This window comes from Klebsiella sp. 141153, assembly GCF_032601995.1.
Taxonomy (GTDB): domain Bacteria; phylum Pseudomonadota; class Gammaproteobacteria; order Enterobacterales; family Enterobacteriaceae; genus Klebsiella; species Klebsiella aerogenes.
In genome coordinates this window covers 201284-215533 of sequence record NZ_JAQIRJ010000001.1, presented here as the reverse complement: position 1 = coordinate 215533, position 14250 = coordinate 201284, and the positions used below count along the sequence as shown (strand labels likewise).

General features: G+C 54.9%; 14 protein-coding genes. 6 read left to right on the top strand and 8 right to left on the bottom strand.

Annotated features, from left to right (window positions below; all coding sequences use genetic code 11):
- Positions 1-115: 115 nt before the first annotated feature.
- Positions 116-904, top strand: coding sequence for a trans-aconitate 2-methyltransferase (gene tam, locus PGS10_RS01060; protein WP_316422249.1), 789 nt, complete (start codon positions 116-118; stop codon positions 902-904).
- On the opposite strand, the gene PGS10_RS01055 is transcribed toward tam, so the two are convergent.
- The gene (locus PGS10_RS01055; protein ID WP_045394489.1) at positions 870-1643 is read right to left on the bottom strand and encodes a DeoR/GlpR family DNA-binding transcription regulator; all 774 of its coding nucleotides are present in this window, start codon (positions 1641-1643) and stop codon (positions 870-872) included. The genes tam and PGS10_RS01055 overlap by 35 nt on opposite strands.
- A 221-nt stretch (positions 1644-1864) precedes the next feature.
- Here PGS10_RS01055 and otnK point away from each other — a divergent pair, with 221 nt between their 5' ends.
- The 5 genes from otnK (at position 1865) to denD (ending at position 6921) form a co-directional block, all read left to right on the top strand.
- Positions 1865-3133: a 3-oxo-tetronate kinase gene (otnK, locus tag PGS10_RS01050; protein ID WP_213797256.1), complete on the top strand. Its 1269-nt coding sequence runs from the start codon at positions 1865-1867 to the stop codon at positions 3131-3133.
- Entirely contained in the window at positions 3130-3759 is a 630-nt protein-coding gene (locus PGS10_RS01045; RefSeq protein ID WP_316422248.1) for an aldolase, read from the top strand. The genes otnK and PGS10_RS01045 overlap by 4 nt, the downstream gene beginning before the upstream one ends.
- The gene (gene otnI, locus PGS10_RS01040) at positions 3759-4538 is read left to right on the top strand and encodes a 2-oxo-tetronate isomerase (protein WP_316422247.1); all 780 of its coding nucleotides are present in this window, start codon (positions 3759-3761) and stop codon (positions 4536-4538) included. Before PGS10_RS01045 ends, otnI begins: the two co-directional genes overlap by 1 nt.
- 63 nt (positions 4539-4601) lie before the next feature.
- Positions 4602-5918 (top strand): MFS transporter, encoded by a 1317-nt coding sequence (locus tag PGS10_RS01035; protein ID WP_045394499.1) that lies wholly within the window; start codon positions 4602-4604, stop codon positions 5916-5918.
- A 19-nt stretch (positions 5919-5937) separates the two neighbouring features.
- Positions 5938-6921 carry a D-erythronate dehydrogenase gene (gene denD / locus PGS10_RS01030; RefSeq protein WP_047048165.1) on the top strand — a complete coding sequence of 328 codons (984 nt, stop codon included), beginning with the start codon at positions 5938-5940 and terminating at the stop codon, positions 6919-6921.
- Between the two features lie 159 nt (positions 6922-7080).
- Here denD and PGS10_RS01025 read toward each other — a convergent pair whose 3' ends face one another.
- The 7 genes from PGS10_RS01025 to sad all read right to left on the bottom strand — a co-directional run bounded on the left by PGS10_RS01025 (position 7081) and on the right by sad (position 14211).
- Entirely contained in the window at positions 7081-7521 is a 441-nt protein-coding gene (locus PGS10_RS01025; RefSeq protein ID WP_316422246.1) for a GNAT family N-acetyltransferase, read from the bottom strand.
- 216 nt (positions 7522-7737) lie between these two features.
- A complete protein-coding gene (locus tag PGS10_RS01020) occupies positions 7738-9189 on the bottom strand; it encodes a tagaturonate reductase (RefSeq protein WP_213797259.1) in 1452 nt (483 codons plus the stop codon).
- A gap of 103 nt (positions 9190-9292) precedes the next feature.
- Positions 9293-9832 carry a GNAT family N-acetyltransferase gene (locus PGS10_RS01015; RefSeq protein ID WP_047048155.1) on the bottom strand — a complete coding sequence of 180 codons (540 nt, stop codon included), beginning with the start codon at positions 9830-9832 and terminating at the stop codon, positions 9293-9295.
- Between the two features lie 81 nt (positions 9833-9913).
- Positions 9914-11335 carry a GGDEF domain-containing protein gene (locus tag PGS10_RS01010; RefSeq protein ID WP_045394513.1) on the bottom strand — a complete coding sequence of 474 codons (1422 nt, stop codon included), beginning with the start codon at positions 11333-11335 and terminating at the stop codon, positions 9914-9916.
- A 115-nt stretch (positions 11336-11450) separates the two neighbouring features.
- A complete protein-coding gene (locus tag PGS10_RS01005) occupies positions 11451-11819 on the bottom strand; it encodes a DUF4186 domain-containing protein (protein ID WP_047048151.1) in 369 nt (122 codons plus the stop codon).
- Complete coding sequence (glsB, locus tag PGS10_RS01000; RefSeq protein ID WP_015366717.1) at positions 11819-12745, bottom strand: glutaminase B; 927 nt, start codon at positions 12743-12745, stop codon at positions 11819-11821. The genes PGS10_RS01005 and glsB overlap by 1 nt, the downstream gene beginning before the upstream one ends.
- An 80-nt stretch (positions 12746-12825) precedes the next feature.
- A complete protein-coding gene (gene sad, locus PGS10_RS00995) occupies positions 12826-14211 on the bottom strand; it encodes a succinate-semialdehyde dehydrogenase (RefSeq protein ID WP_047048148.1) in 1386 nt (461 codons plus the stop codon).
- Positions 14212-14250: the final 39 nt, after the last annotated feature.

Here is a 14250-nt window from a genome sequence, read left to right as displayed (position 1 = left end):
GATGAGCGCCGCACCCTTCACCCCCAAAAAAGTGACACCGTCACTAAAAAACAGCTTCACAACCGCGCTACGTCCTCTATGCTGATGAACGCGGAACATTAATCTGAGGTCGACTATGGCAGACTGGAATCCCTCGCTGTATCTGAAATTTGCTGATGAGCGTACCCGACCGGCGGCTGAGCTCACGGCGCGTATTGCGCAACAGCCGGTAAAGCTGGCAGTCGATCTGGGCTGCGGCCCCGGTAACAGCACTGCCTTGCTGTGTGCAACCTGGCCTGAAGCACGAATTATCGGCGTTGATAATTCCGTCGCCATGCTGGAACAGGCGACGCAAGCGCTTCCCGATTGCGAATTCGTTACGGCGAATATCGAAAACTGGTATTCCGCAGAGCGGGTTGACCTGATTTATGCCAATGCCTCTTTGCAATGGCTCACAGACCATCAAACGCTGTTACCTCGGCTGGCCGGTCAGTTAAGCGATGGCGGCGTTCTGGCGGTTCAGATGCCGGATAACTGGCAAGAGCCCTCTCATACTCTGATGCGTCAGGTTGCTGAAGAACTGGGATTTCCGGAAAGCGGCCGACAGCCGCTCCCCAGCGTTCAGCAGTATTACGACATGCTGACCCACAGCGGCTGCGAGGTAGACATCTGGCGCACTACCTATTATCACCCTCTGGAATCGCACCAGGCGATCGTTGACTGGCTGCAGGCGACCGGTCTGCGCCCGTATCTGCAAAATCTTGATGAAGCAGAAAAGAAGGTGTTTTTAGAGCGTTATCTGACGCTGTTACAGCAACACTATCCGTTACAGTGTAACGGAAAGGTGCTGTTATTGTTCCCGCGGCTGTTTATTGTCGCGCGACGCCTGGTTAACGCCTCGTCGCCAGTTCGACCTCAACGTTAAGCGCATTCAGTTGATTTACCACGCTGCTGCTCAGCCCGTCATCGCTGATGATGACATCAAGTTCGCTCAGCGGCAGGATCAGGTAATTCGCCATTTTTCCGTATTTTGATGAATCGCTTAGCAGGATGCATTTTTCACTCACCTTCGCGACGGTCTGTTTCACGATGGCTTTATTTTCGTTAGGCGTCGACAGACCGCGTAAATTCCACGATGACGCTGAAATAAACGCGACATCGATAAACAGATTCTCTAACATTTTCGCCGTCAGGTGGCCAACGGCTGACTGATTTTCACGACATAGACGCCCGCCGGTATGAATCAATTCACACTGCCCGCGTTCAATCATCAAATTGGCAATGGCAAAATCATTGGTGACGATCAGCAAATCCTTGCGCTCAACCAGGTTTTCAGCCAACGCCAGCGTCGTGGTCCCGGCATCCAGATAGACGGTGCTATTCGCCGGAATATGCTTAAGCGCCGCCAGGCCAATAGCTTCCTTTTCCTGTGGGAACATCAGAGTCTTATCGCGATGCGAAGGTTCATTCAGCAAGCGGGTTCGTTGCGGCAGGGCCACGCCCCCTGATACGCTGGCCAGCACGTTAAGCTGCTCCAGGCGCTGAATATCGCGCCGGATCGTCATATGCGACACGCCCAGCGCCTCGACCAGTTCGACGACGCTGACCACCCCTTTGTCTTTAATGATTTCCAGTATCTTCTCTTGTCTTTCCAACGGCAGCATCGATTTCTCCTGATGGTGTCTCGTCATCTCATATTTTCACATTTTATCACATTCAGATGGGCTGTACATCGGATTGACAGCGCCACACCATGTGAAAAATAGATAATAAATGTTATTTAATGTGATCGCCGTCGCTGTATTCATCATCTGAATCATTGATATTAACATTTAACAACAGATAGTACCGTAAATTAACACTCGCTGTATGAAGAGGACTGGATATGAGAGCAGGCATAATTGCCGATGATTTTACCGGCGCGACGGATATCGCCAGTTTTCTGGCCAATAACGGAATAGCGACCAGCCTGTTTAGCGGCGTCCCAGGAGAAGATTACCTGGGTGATGCTCGCGCATTAGTCGTGAGTCTGAAATCACGTTCTGTTCCAGCCAAAGAATCTGTGACACTGTCACTGAATGCGCTGCACTGGTTGCAACAACAGGGGTGCGATCGTTTTTATTTTAAGTACTGCTCCACCTTCGATAGCACGATCGCGGGGAATATCGGTCCGGTCACCGATGCCTTAATGGATGCGCTGGGCGTCGCAACCACGGTGATCTCTCCGGCCTTGCCCATTAACGGTCGTACGGTGTATCAGGGACATTTATTCGTTGAAGATCGCCTGCTCCAGGAATCCGGTATGCGCAATCATCCGGTCAATCCCATGGATGACAGCGATCTGCGACGTTTAATGGAACGTCAGTCACGCGGAACATGCGCCCTTATCAATGCTCAGATGCTGGAGTCCGGCGAGGCGGCCGTGCGCGACGGCATCCAAACCCTATCCGCCGCGGGCTATCGCTATATCGCACTGGACGCATTAAACGATAAACATCTGCAAATTCAGGGACAAGCGCTGCACGATATGAAGCTGGTTACCGGGGGATCGGGCTTAGCCGCCGGTCTCGCGCGCTGCTGGGCCAACGCCACGGCGCCTTCCCTTCCCTTTAGCGTCACCACGCCAGCGGCCAGCACGGTAGTATTATCCGGCTCCTGTTCTATGAGAACTCAGGCGCAGGTGGAAAAATACCGCCAACTGGCGCCATCGCTGGCCGTGGACGTGGCAGGTTTGCTGGATAAACGTTGGACGCTTGATGAGTACTGCGTCCAGATCGTTGAATGGCTGAAAAAGCAGTCCAACGCGGACATGGCGCCTATGATTTATGCCACCACTTCGGTCGCCGAACTGCACAACATCCAGCAACGCTATGGCGCCGAGCCAAGCCGGTTGATCGTTGAGGCGCTGTTTTCTCTGTTGGCAAAACAACTTGTGCAGCAAGGCGTGAGCCGGTTCATCGTCGCTGGTGGAGAAACCTCCGGCGCGGTAACGCAAGCGCTGGAGCTTCGCCATTTCGCTATTGGCGCCGCGGTCTCACCCGGCGTGCCGTGGATTAAGGCAGATTCCCGACCGCTTTTCTTGCTGCTCAAATCGGGTAATTTTGGCGATGACAATTTCTTTGCTCGCGCGCAGTCCGCGGAGGTTTGCGCATGAACGAGTCATCCTTACGCCAACAGATGGTGGCTATCGCACGCTCTTTCTTTCAACGCGGCTACGCAACCGGTTCGGCGGGCAATCTTTCCGTCCAGCTTGCTGACGGCACGATTCTGGCCACCCCGACAGGCTCCTGTCTTGGCAAGCTTAACGCCGAAGAATTGTCGCACGTGACCCTGAGCGGTGAATTGCTCTCGGGGTTAAAACCCTCAAAAGAGGTGAGTTTTCATCTCGCGCTGTACCGCAACAATCCTCAGTGTCGCGCCGTCGTCCATCTGCATTGCCACTACCTGACGGCTTTATCCTGCCTGCAGGATCTGGATCCGGCTAATACCCTGCCGGCCTGCACGCCGTATGTGGTCATGCGGGTAGGTGAAATACCGCTTGTCCCCTATTTCCGCCCAGGCGATCCGCAGATTGGCCAATGGCTCGGCGAACGCGCCGCGCAGCATAAGGCTTTTTTGCTGGCTAATCATGGTCCGGTGGTGGTGGGTAAATCGCTTCGCGATGCCGCCGACAATCTGGAAGAGATGGAAGCGTCCGCCCGCCTGTTCTTCACGTTGAAAAACAGCCCGGTGAACTATCTCGATCATCAACAAATGACTGTGCTGCGAGGAATGCAATAATGTTGAAACTTGCTGCCAATTTATCGATGTTATTCGGCGAAAATCCGCTTCTGGAGCGCTTCTCCCTGGCGGCTAGTGCCGGTTTTAACGCCGTGGAGATGTGGTTCCCCTATGAATATCCCGTAGCGACCGTCGCCCACGAATTAGAGAAACATCACCTCAAGCTTATCGGCATCAATACTCCGGCAGGCGATACCGCACGCGGCGAATGGGGGTTATCGGCTTTACCCGGCTGTGAACAGGAAGCCCGCAAAGCCATTGATTTAGCTATTCATTATGCTGCAGCTCTGCAGTGCCCGGCGATACACGTTATGGCGGGCGTCACCGAAGGGTTCGACCGGCAGCAATGTGCTAACACGTTTATTGACAACGTACGCTACGCGGCGGATCGAGCCAAACCGCATAACATCACCATTCTGCTTGAAGGTTTATCGCCCGCCACCCGTCCGGGATATTTATTTTCCAGCCAATATCAGGCGATGGAATATATTCACCAGGCGGACCGCGATAATATTCGACTGCAGCTTGATATTTTCCACGCCCAGCAGGTCGATGGCAATCTAACTTATTTATTGAAAAACTTTAAAGAGTATATCGGCCATATCCAGATCGCATCTGTACCGGCGCGCCAGGAACCGATTGACGGCGAAGTGGATTATCAATGGATATTCGCCGTACTCGAGCAGGAAAAATATGAGGGTTACGTCGCCGCAGAATATAGTCCACGCGCCGGGACACAAGCCGGACTGCGCTGGGCGCAACCTTGGTTAAATAACTAAAAATCACATAATATCAATGCCTCAGTGAGCGCCGATGCGCGCTCATTTTCTGGAGATAGAACTATGTCAAACCACTCTGCGTTGAGCCTGGAGGCGGTTGCGCCTGCCGTAAATGAAGAGTTAGTGTGGAAGAAAGTCGTCCGCCGCACGCTGCCCTTATTAATGATTTGCTATATTCTGGCCTATCTTGATCGAATCAACGTCAGTATCGCTAAATTGCAAATGTCGAGCGATCTGGCCTTTTCCGATACTGTTTACGGTATCGGCGCGGGAATATTTTTTATCGGCTTTTTCTTTTTTGAAATTCCCAGCAATATGATCCTTCATCGCTTCGGCGCCAGACGTTTACTTGGCGGTTTACTTATTTCCTGGGCGCTCATCGCGCCGCTGACGGCATTCGTGCGCACGCCGCTGGAGTTTTATACCGTGCGCTTCTTTTTAGGCGTGGCGGAATCAGGCTTTTATCCCGGCGTAATTCTGTATCTTTCGTTCTGGTTCCCCAGCTATCGCCGCGGACGGATGTTTGCCCTCTTTGCTACCGCCGTGCCGCTTTCGGGGATCCTCGGCGCTCCGCTTTCTGGCTGGATTATGGGCCATTTTCATGAGTATGGCGGTCTCGCTGGCTGGAAGTGGTTGTACATTATTGAAGGCGCGCCATCACTGCTGATTGGCGTACTGGTGATATTTCTGCTTACCGACCGCATTTCTCAGGCGAAATGGCTTTCAGATGACGAAAAAGCGTTGCTCGAGGCGCGACTGCACAGCGATGGCAGCCATAAAACCGAGCAGCATGGTTCAATGCTGGCCGTCCTGAAGAATCCGAAGGTCTGGTTACTGACTTTTATCTATTTCTGCCTGATTGCCGGGTTCTATACCGTTAGTTTCTGGATGCCAACGCTGATTCACAACGCCGGTGAAGGCGATGTGCTGAAAGTCGGATTGTTAACCGCTATTCCTTATGCCGCAGCGATAGTCACCATGATTGCCGCTTCGCGTAGCGCCGATAAACACAGAGAACGTCGCTGGCATCTCGCCGCCATCGCCGTCATGAGCGGCCTGGGCATGATTATTGCGGCGTTATTCAGCCACGATTTGGTGATTGCGATGATCGGCTTAACAATTGGCGCCGCGGGCGGATTGAGCACCCTACCACTCTTCTGGAGCCTACCGACGGCCTTCCTTGGCGGCGCTTCAGCGGCGGTTGGTATCGCGGTAATCAACTCCTTTGGCAATCTCGCCGGCTTTGTCGCGCCGTGGATCATGGGCCTGCTCACCGATATGACCCATTCGACGCTAACTGGCACCTTAATCATCTCCGCGACGCTGTTTATCGGCGCCGCTGCGATATTCCGCATTCCTGCTCGTATGGTTAACCATTAATAATATTGAGAACATCACCATGAATAATACATTAACGATTGCCGTCACCGGCGCCGCCGGATTTCTTGGCTCCCAACTGGTCAAGGCCCTGCTTCAACGTGGTTCGCTAAGCGGCCCGCAGGGCGAAACGCAAGAAATCGGTAGACTGATCGCTATCGACCGCGTGGCGTTACAGGGGATCGACGATAGCCGTTTACAAGTATTAACCGGCGACATCAGCGATAGCGAATGGTTACGTAGCGCGATTCCCGCTCAGGTCGATAGCGTCTTTCATTTAGCCGCCATCGTTTCAAGCCAGGCGGAACAAGACTTCGAGCTGGGGATGAAAATCAACGTTGATGCCTTCCGCCAACTGCTGGAGCACCTGCGTCAGCTGCCGCAGAGCGTCAAACTGGTGACCACCAGTTCGGTGGCGGTGTTCGGCGGCGACTTGCCGGAAAAAGTGAGCGATTCACAGGTATGGTTGCCGCAGAGTTCTTACGGCACACAAAAAGCGATTTGCGATCTGTTACTGGCGGATTACAGCCGACGCGGTTGGCTTAATGGCAGAAGTCTGCGCATGCCCACCATCGTCGTGCGTCCGGGAAGGCCCAATCAGGCGGCATCGAGTTTTGCCAGCGGTATTATCCGCGAGCCTCTTAATGGAGAACCCGCCGTTTGCCCGGTCCCGGCGGATACTCGTTTATGGCTGTTGTCGCCCCGTAACGCAATTAAAGCTTTAATTCACGGGCATGAACTGGCTGAAGCACAGTTGACGGACGGTCGGGTGATTAATCTCTGCGGGCTGTCGGTCAGCGTCGAACAGATGATCGCGGCGTTACGCCAGGTTGCCGGCAGTGAGGTCGCGCAGCGCATTACCTTCATCCCCGATGCCGCCATTGAACGCATTGTCAATTCATGGCCCGGCGATTTCGACACGCGTTACGCTCAGCGTCTTGGGTTTAGCGCCAACCACAGCTTCAGCGAAATGATCGAAGAGTATATGGCGGATTACCTCAAATAGGTGCGGTACCAGCGGCGCCCGACGGCGCCGCGGCATGTTACCAGGGGAAGTCGTGAACCAGCGAAAGATCCCAGGCGGTGGCCAGTAACGACAGAAACATAATCAGATTAACGGTAGTTTCGATTCGTTTTTCCATGTTGCTTCTCCTGTGTCGCACAGCTAGAGCTTCATCAGATACCGAACATAATCGTCCGCAGGAGTGAATTCATCATACAGTCGGCGTGCAGGATTATCGTGACGGGTGTGCCAGTACAGCCGCGACCATCCCTGAATTTTACCTTCAGCCTGCAGGGTTTGAATCAGCGTTCTCGCGACTCCCCGTCCGCGGGCTTTTGGCGCAACAAACAGGTCCTCCAGATAACAAATTGGCGTCGTCACCCAGGTGCCTTCGTGCAATACGCAGATAGCAAACCCCAGCACCTCGCCATCAACCACGGCCACCCGGCCGATTACCGGTGAATGCGGGTCCCGCAAACGCCGCCAGGTATGTTCGGTGACGCTGTCCGGCTGCGGGCTATTATAGAACTGCGTGTACCCCTCCCATAACGCTCGCCAGGCGCTGTAATCCCGGTCGGCAGGTTCACGAATGTCGATATTCATTGATGGGATCTCCGCACGCTAAACGTCATCGTTAAGTCATTATTTTGCTTTCTGAAAATGACTTCAAGCGCCGAGTGCACATTTCATCTTTTTCCTCCCTACTAAGCGATGCGGGTATGGCGTTACTGCAACGGTTTATTGTTAATAACAATCAGAATGTTGTAACTAATGATAAAAATTAACCCGGCAGCATGCCGGGTCATTACAGTGGAGCGTTTAGCACAGCGGTTTTACGGCACTGCGCATGCCATCACGTAAAATAGCCTCCAGATCGGCCGTCACCTGCGCCGTCAGCCCCGGCACCTTCGTCAGATCCTGCTGCCAGTGCGTTTCTACCGACAACACCGACGTTACCAGATCCCGCGTTGCAAGCTGGCCGTCGCGATGCTGCGCCCACAACGACTGGAAGCGTTCGATCCACTCCGCGTCGTCCTGAACCGGGTAGACTTCACCGTTACGTTCGCCGCGGTAGAAGGCGATCAGCGCCGCCAGCGCGAAGGTCAGGCGCGCTGGGAGCTTACCGCTCTGCTTCTGCCCTGCCAGCAGCTGCGGCAGGATACGAGTGCGGAATTTAGTCATGCCATTAAGGGCGATAGATAACAGTTGGTGCTTGATATAGGGATTGCGGAAGCGTCCTGTTACCGCGCTGGCGAATGATTCCAGCTCATCGCGCGGCAGATCGAGAACCGGGATAATCTCCTGGTATATCGCTTTTTCGACAAATGCGCAGACTTCCACGTCGTTCATCGCTTCACCAACGGTGTCCAGACCTGCCTGCCAGGCCACCGGCACCAGTGCGGTATGCGCGCCGTTGAGAATCGCGACCTTTCGTTCTTTATACGGTTTGATATCGTCAACAATCAGCACGTTGAGCGGTAATTTATCGAGGCGCAGTTCGGCGGCCAGCGATTTCGGCCCCTGGATCACGAACAGGTAAAAGTGTTCGGCGGTATCAAGAAAGGCGTCGTTATAGCCAAGCTGCGTTTCAATCTGCTCCGCTTCATCGCGCGGATAGCCGGTCACGATGCGGTCCACCAGCGTCGAACAGAAGGTGTTCGCCTCTGCAAGCCAGGCGGCGAAAGCTGCCGGCAGCGCCCATTCACGTGCATAGCGCAGCACCAGTTCACGCAGCGCCTCGCCGTTATAATCAATGAGCTCACAAGGGATGATAACCCAGCCTTTATCAGCAGCGCCGGCAAAATGGCTGAAGCGCTCATATAGCAGCCGCGTCAGTTTCGCCGGATAACTTACCGCGGGCGCATCGTCGAAACGGTCGCCCGCATGGTAACTAATACCGGCCTCCGTGGTGTTGGAGAAGACAAAACGAATGTCCGGATTGTGCGCCAGGCGCAGAAATTCATCGTAATCGTGGTAGGCGCTAATTTCGCGGTTTACCGAACGAATAAGACGCGCATCGCTGACCGCCTCGCCCTTTTCATTCAATCCGCGAATAATCGTGGTGTAGAGGCCATCCTGAGTGCTCAGCGACGGCGGGAAATCGCTGGCGATGGGTCGGACGATGACCACGCCAGCATTCAGGTCAGTATGCTCGTTAAGCAGGTCAATCTGCCAGTCAACAAACGCGCGCAGGAAGTTACCTTCGCCAAACTGGATGATACGTTCAGGGTACTGCGCGCCGGGGAAATCACGACGGTTTAAGGTTTTCACAATGGGTTCCCTCTTAGAGTAGTCATACAACCTGAGTAATTGGTCCAATAAATTATCAGGTTTTATGATTGGCAAAACCCCGTTTTGATCAAACCTCTTCGCTTTATTCTGTCGCCGGGAGGATCTTATAGAACAGCGTGGTGCTCGTCATTTCCCCGTCAGGCATTAAGGCAAACTGCGGAATTTCCCCCGCTTTTTGCCAGCCGCACTGCTGATAGAAGCGTTCCGCTCCGCTGCCGGTAGCGGTATCCAGCACCAGTACCGTTTTCCCGTGCGCCAGTGCAATAGCCTCAAGCTCGCTCATCAGTAACCCGGCGATCCCCTGTCGGCGCGCATTTTGGTGAACCAAAAGCTTGGCGATATCGGCACGGTGAGGCTGGTTTTCCGGTTGGTCGATAATCAACTGGACGGTCCCCACTATCTGCCGTTGTTGGTTTTCTGCCGCCAGCACAATCCGCTCACCGGCGGCGACGCTTTGCGCCATCCGCTGCCAGAATCGCTCGCCGGTATCCGGCGAAAACGGCTGCATAAAACTGACCGAAGCCCCGCCGTTAACGCAGCTGGCGAGGATTTCATTTAATTGCGGAAGATGCTCAAGAATGGATTCACGCGTCAGCGTGCGAAGTGAAATAGGTGTGGCCATGGGTTGCTCCCTGATAATGACCACATCACTATGTTTTTAACTAATATTTAACTCAAGCTAAAAGACCATTGGATTTTCTTATCACACGCCGTCAGGCAGCGCTTGCACGCAAACACGATTGCGCCCGGCCTGCTTGGCGTTGACTAACAGGTCATCCGCTTCCATTAGCAGCTGATTAAACAGCTCGGCGATCCGTCCTTCACCCACTTCACGGCACTGCAGGCCAAGACTCACCGTCAGGCGAATGCGCTGCTGCCCCCAGGTGAAGGTTTCCGACTCGATTCCCTGGCGAATTTTTTCCGCCAGCAGATGGGATTGTTGAGCATTATCGAGCAGCGCCGCGACGGCAAACTCTTCCCCGCCGATACGCGCCACCATCCCCTCTTCGCCTGCCAGTTCACGTACGCGCTGGGCAAACTGGGCCAGCACGCAGTCACCGCATTCATGACCCCAGGTATCATTCACCCGTTTAAAACCGTCGATATCCAGCACCATCACCGAGAGCTGTTTATTCGCCTGCGGCGCCTGACGTTTCAGCGCCTCGCCCAAACCGGAGCGCGAGTAAACGCGGGTCTGAAAATCAAAGTCAGCGCGGAGCGCCAGCTGTTTGACCAGGTTATTGATAGCCTCGACGCTGGTCGCCACGATCACCGGACTAATCAGCATCGCCGCCATACCAAGACGGGTTGAAAACAGCTGCCACGGCTGAGGACGCGCATCCGGCGACAGATGAATAAGCGAGTTCGCCACCAGCAGAATTTCCGTGATACCGGTCATAAATGTCAGCAGGCAGGTCAGCGGCAAGGGATAGCGAATCGCGCACCAGATCAAGGCCGGCAACGGGAAGGTCAGGCTTCCGGCGCCGCCTACCGCCACGCCGAGCGCTATCGATAACACCAGCGCGATAACCGGCAACAGTTGGCTAAAACGAAAGCGCCCAAGTACCGAGGGCAGCGTCAGGGTCAGAATAAACGGCAAGATGAGTACCGCGGTCGAGAACTGCTCGCTAAACCAGTCCGCCAGTTGCGGAATAAAAGTCGCCCGTTCAACATCAACCGAGCCCAAGGCGCCTACCGCGGCGCACACCAGCGCCGCCAGCAGGCAATAACAAAAGAGATTCAGAGCGTTAATTGGCCCCGGCATCGAATCGGCGCGCCGCTTATCCCACAGCACCAGTTGCGCCAGAATAACGATAAAGACGATATTGGAGAAGTTAATCAGCAGCGACGCAAAACCCATGCCCCAGCGGGAAGTCAGGCCGTCATAAACCAGCATCGCGGCAAAACAAATAGCGTAAAAATAGCTGCGATTTAGCCAGACGTAGCGTGCGAAAATACCTGCCATGACGGCATTGAGCGGCCAAAAGAACGAAAGCTCCTGCACCAGACGCAGCATGGCGCCCATAAAGTGCAGCAGGATCGTCAGCGTGAATAACACCAGCGCATCGCGCACCGGTTGATCCTCGCGAAATAGCGTGAATGACCGAATCGACAGTGAAGACATTCAGTAATTATCCGTCTAATTGTTTCAGGCAATTATTATGTAAATAATTAGTTAGCGGATTATCATAGCATGAGAATATTTGTTAGGCATACTGCCCATGCCTTCGCGTTACAGGTTAACGGTGGGTAATCGCATTCATTTCCATGACCAGCCAATGGTGAATCACCTGGACGACGTAACGCTGCTCCTCGCCGCTCAGTTCCCGTCCGCGCGGGATCGCATGCCATTTTTCCAGACAGCCGCGGCAGCAGGTGGCCGTGGCGTGCTGAGCGATAAACACCGGGTGCCCGCGCATCGGCGTCTGCTTACCATCATTAGCGATCTGCGCCGGAGCCAGCCGTTTGGCGATAAAATCCGCCGCATGGCTGTCGATAACCTCCGGCCCTTTATCATAACAATACTGCCGCTCTTTCGCCCCAAGGTGGAAGCGTGAACGGAACGTTGAACGCCCAAGCCGGGCGAACAGAGTTTCCATTGCAGACATCAGAACACCGATCTTCCTAAACGTTGGGTGAGTTTTTCCAGTAAAGCGATCCCCGCCAGCGAGTTACCGGCCTCATCAAGTTCCGGACTCCACACCGCAATCGCCATCTCCTGCGGCACAATCGCCACAATGCCGCCGCCGACGCCGGATTTTGCCGGCAGCCCGACGCGCCAGGCGAACTCGCCGGCGTTCTGGTACATACCGCTGGTCATCATCAGCGCGTTTACCTGCCGCGACTGTATCGGCGCGATAACCGGATCCGCCAGATGCGGGGCAATCCCCCGATCGGCGAGGAACAGGAAGGTCCGCGCCAGCTCGACGCAGCTCATCTCCAGCGAGCAGTAGTGGAAATAGTTTTGGAGCACCGTGGCGACATCGTTATGGAAATTGCCGAAAGATTTCATCAGCCAGGCGATGGCGGCATTACGTGCAGAGTGTTCGAACTCGGATCGCGCGACCACCGAATCATAGGCAATATCGTCCACCCCACTCAGCCGACGCACGATCTCCAGCATTCTCTGACGCGGCGCGCTCAGACGGCTTTGCAGCATGTCGCAAACCACCAACGCTCCGGCGTTGATAAAGGGGTTACGCGGTTTGCCCTGCTCGATTTCCAGCTGCAGTAAGGAGTTAAAGGGCTGGCCGGAGGGATCTTTACCGACGCGTTGCCAGATCTCCTCTTCCTGATAATGGTTCATCGCCACCACCAGACTGAGCACCTTCGAGATAGACTGAATTGAGAAGCGTTCGTGGGCATCGCCGGCGCTATAGTGCTGGCCGTCGACCGTACAGATAGCGACGCCAAGTTTATTGCCGCTAACGCGCGCCAGGGCTGGAATGTAGTCCGCTACCTTGCCGCGCCCAATCAGCGGCCTGATTTCTGCCAGAACGGCATCCAGCATTGCATTATTAATAACCGTCGCCACACTCGGCTCCTTGCCCACCATCGAAATTCGGGTGGCGAGTATAGCAGAGCGCGACGACGGACGTCAGGCGCTAACGTCGATTAGCGACGGTCTTTCCATACGGTTTGAATATTGCAGAACTCATGCAAGCCAAAATGCGACAGTTCCCGACCAAAGCCGCTTTTCTTCACGCCGCCGAAAGCCACGCGGGCATCGCTGGCACTATAGCCATTGATAAATACCCCGCCACACTCCAGACCACGAGAAAAACGTTCCGCTTCCGCGCTGCTTGACGTAAATACGGTTGCGGAAAGGCCAAACTCGCTATCGTTAGCCAGTTCAAGCGCATGCGCCGCGTCGCGGGCTTCGCTGATGGTAGCCACCGGTCCGAAAAGCTCCTGACGAAAACCGGTCATCTCGGGGGTAACGTTGGCCAGCACCGTTGGCGCGTAATAGTTACCGGCGCCGGCGATTTTCTCGCCGCCAAGCAGCAGCGTTGCCCCTTCTTTCAGCGTGGCTTCCACCTGTTGATGCAGTTCATCGCGCAGATCGAAACGCGCCATCGGACCGATATAATTTTGCTCGTCGCGCGGGTCGCCCATTTTCAACGCCGCCACCGCGGCCACGAATTTTTTGCTAAAAGCGTCGGCAATACCCGCTTCCACAATAAAGCGTTTCGACGCCGCGCAAACCTGTCCGCTATTCTGATAACGGCCGATGACGGCGGCTTTTACCGCTTCGTCCAGATCGGCATCGTTGAGCACGATAAAGGGATCGGAACCACCAAGCTCCAGCACGCATTTTTTCAACGCTGCGCCGGCCTGAGCGCCGATTGCCCGCCCGGCGCGTACGCTACCGGTCACCGTGACCGCCGCGATACGGTCGTCATTGATAATTTGCGAGACGCCCTCGTTCGTGGCGTTGATCCAGCCAAAAACGCCAGCCGGCAGTCCCGCTTCGGCAAACAGTTCGCCCAGCAGCTGCGCGCTGCCCATCACATTTGGCGCATGCTTCAGCAGATAGCTATTCCCTGCCAGCAGAATCGGTACCGCGCCGCGCAGAACCTGCCAGACCGGGAAGTTCCACGGCATCACCGCCAGAATCGGCCCCAGCGGACGATATTCAATCACCGCCTTATTATCTTCTACCTGGGTGGCTTCGGTCGCCAGCATCGCCGGGCCATGTTCGGCATACCAGTCGCAGAGATTGGCCGATTTGCTCACTTCACCACGCGCCTGGGCGATAGGCTTACCCATTTCAAGGCTGATCATTTGCGCCAGCTCTTCGCCACGGGCGCGCATTACGCTACCGACTTTACGCAGCGCGGCGGCGCGGTCGGCGACCGCTACGTGGCGCCACTGGCGAAAAGCCTGTTGTGCCAGAGCAATGGCTGAATCCACTTGTTGTTCGGTTGACCACGGCAGAGACGACACGACTTCACCAGTGGTCGGGTTAACGGAAACCGCATGGGTGGCAGATAAATTCATGGTTATTCTCTCTGTAGGGATTGCGAAGTATGGATAGTG

What these genes read in the sequence shown, in the direction of transcription:
- tam (WP_316422249.1), top strand. Translation starts at nt 116, where the DNA reads ATGGCAGACTGGAATCCCTCGCTGTATCTGAAATTTGCTGATGAGCGT.
- PGS10_RS01055 (WP_045394489.1), bottom strand. Translation starts at nt 1,643, where the DNA reads ATGCTGCCGTTGGAAAGACAAGAGAAGATACTGGAAATCATTAAAGAC.
- otnK (WP_213797256.1), top strand. Translation starts at nt 1,865, where the DNA reads ATGAGAGCAGGCATAATTGCCGATGATTTTACCGGCGCGACGGATATC.
- PGS10_RS01045 (WP_316422248.1), top strand. Translation starts at nt 3,130, where the DNA reads ATGAACGAGTCATCCTTACGCCAACAGATGGTGGCTATCGCACGCTCT.
- otnI (WP_316422247.1), top strand. Translation starts at nt 3,759, where the DNA reads ATGTTGAAACTTGCTGCCAATTTATCGATGTTATTCGGCGAAAATCCG.
- PGS10_RS01035 (WP_045394499.1), top strand. Translation starts at nt 4,602, where the DNA reads ATGTCAAACCACTCTGCGTTGAGCCTGGAGGCGGTTGCGCCTGCCGTA.
- denD (WP_047048165.1), top strand. Translation starts at nt 5,938, where the DNA reads ATGAATAATACATTAACGATTGCCGTCACCGGCGCCGCCGGATTTCTT.
- PGS10_RS01025 (WP_316422246.1), bottom strand. Translation starts at nt 7,521, where the DNA reads ATGAATATCGACATTCGTGAACCTGCCGACCGGGATTACAGCGCCTGG.
- PGS10_RS01015 (WP_047048155.1), bottom strand. Translation starts at nt 9,832, where the DNA reads ATGGCCACACCTATTTCACTTCGCACGCTGACGCGTGAATCCATTCTT.
- PGS10_RS01010 (WP_045394513.1), bottom strand. Translation starts at nt 11,335, where the DNA reads ATGTCTTCACTGTCGATTCGGTCATTCACGCTATTTCGCGAGGATCAA.
- PGS10_RS01005 (WP_047048151.1), bottom strand. Translation starts at nt 11,819, where the DNA reads ATGTCTGCAATGGAAACTCTGTTCGCCCGGCTTGGGCGTTCAACGTTC.
- sad (WP_047048148.1), bottom strand. Translation starts at nt 14,211, where the DNA reads ATGAATTTATCTGCCACCCATGCGGTTTCCGTTAACCCGACCACTGGT.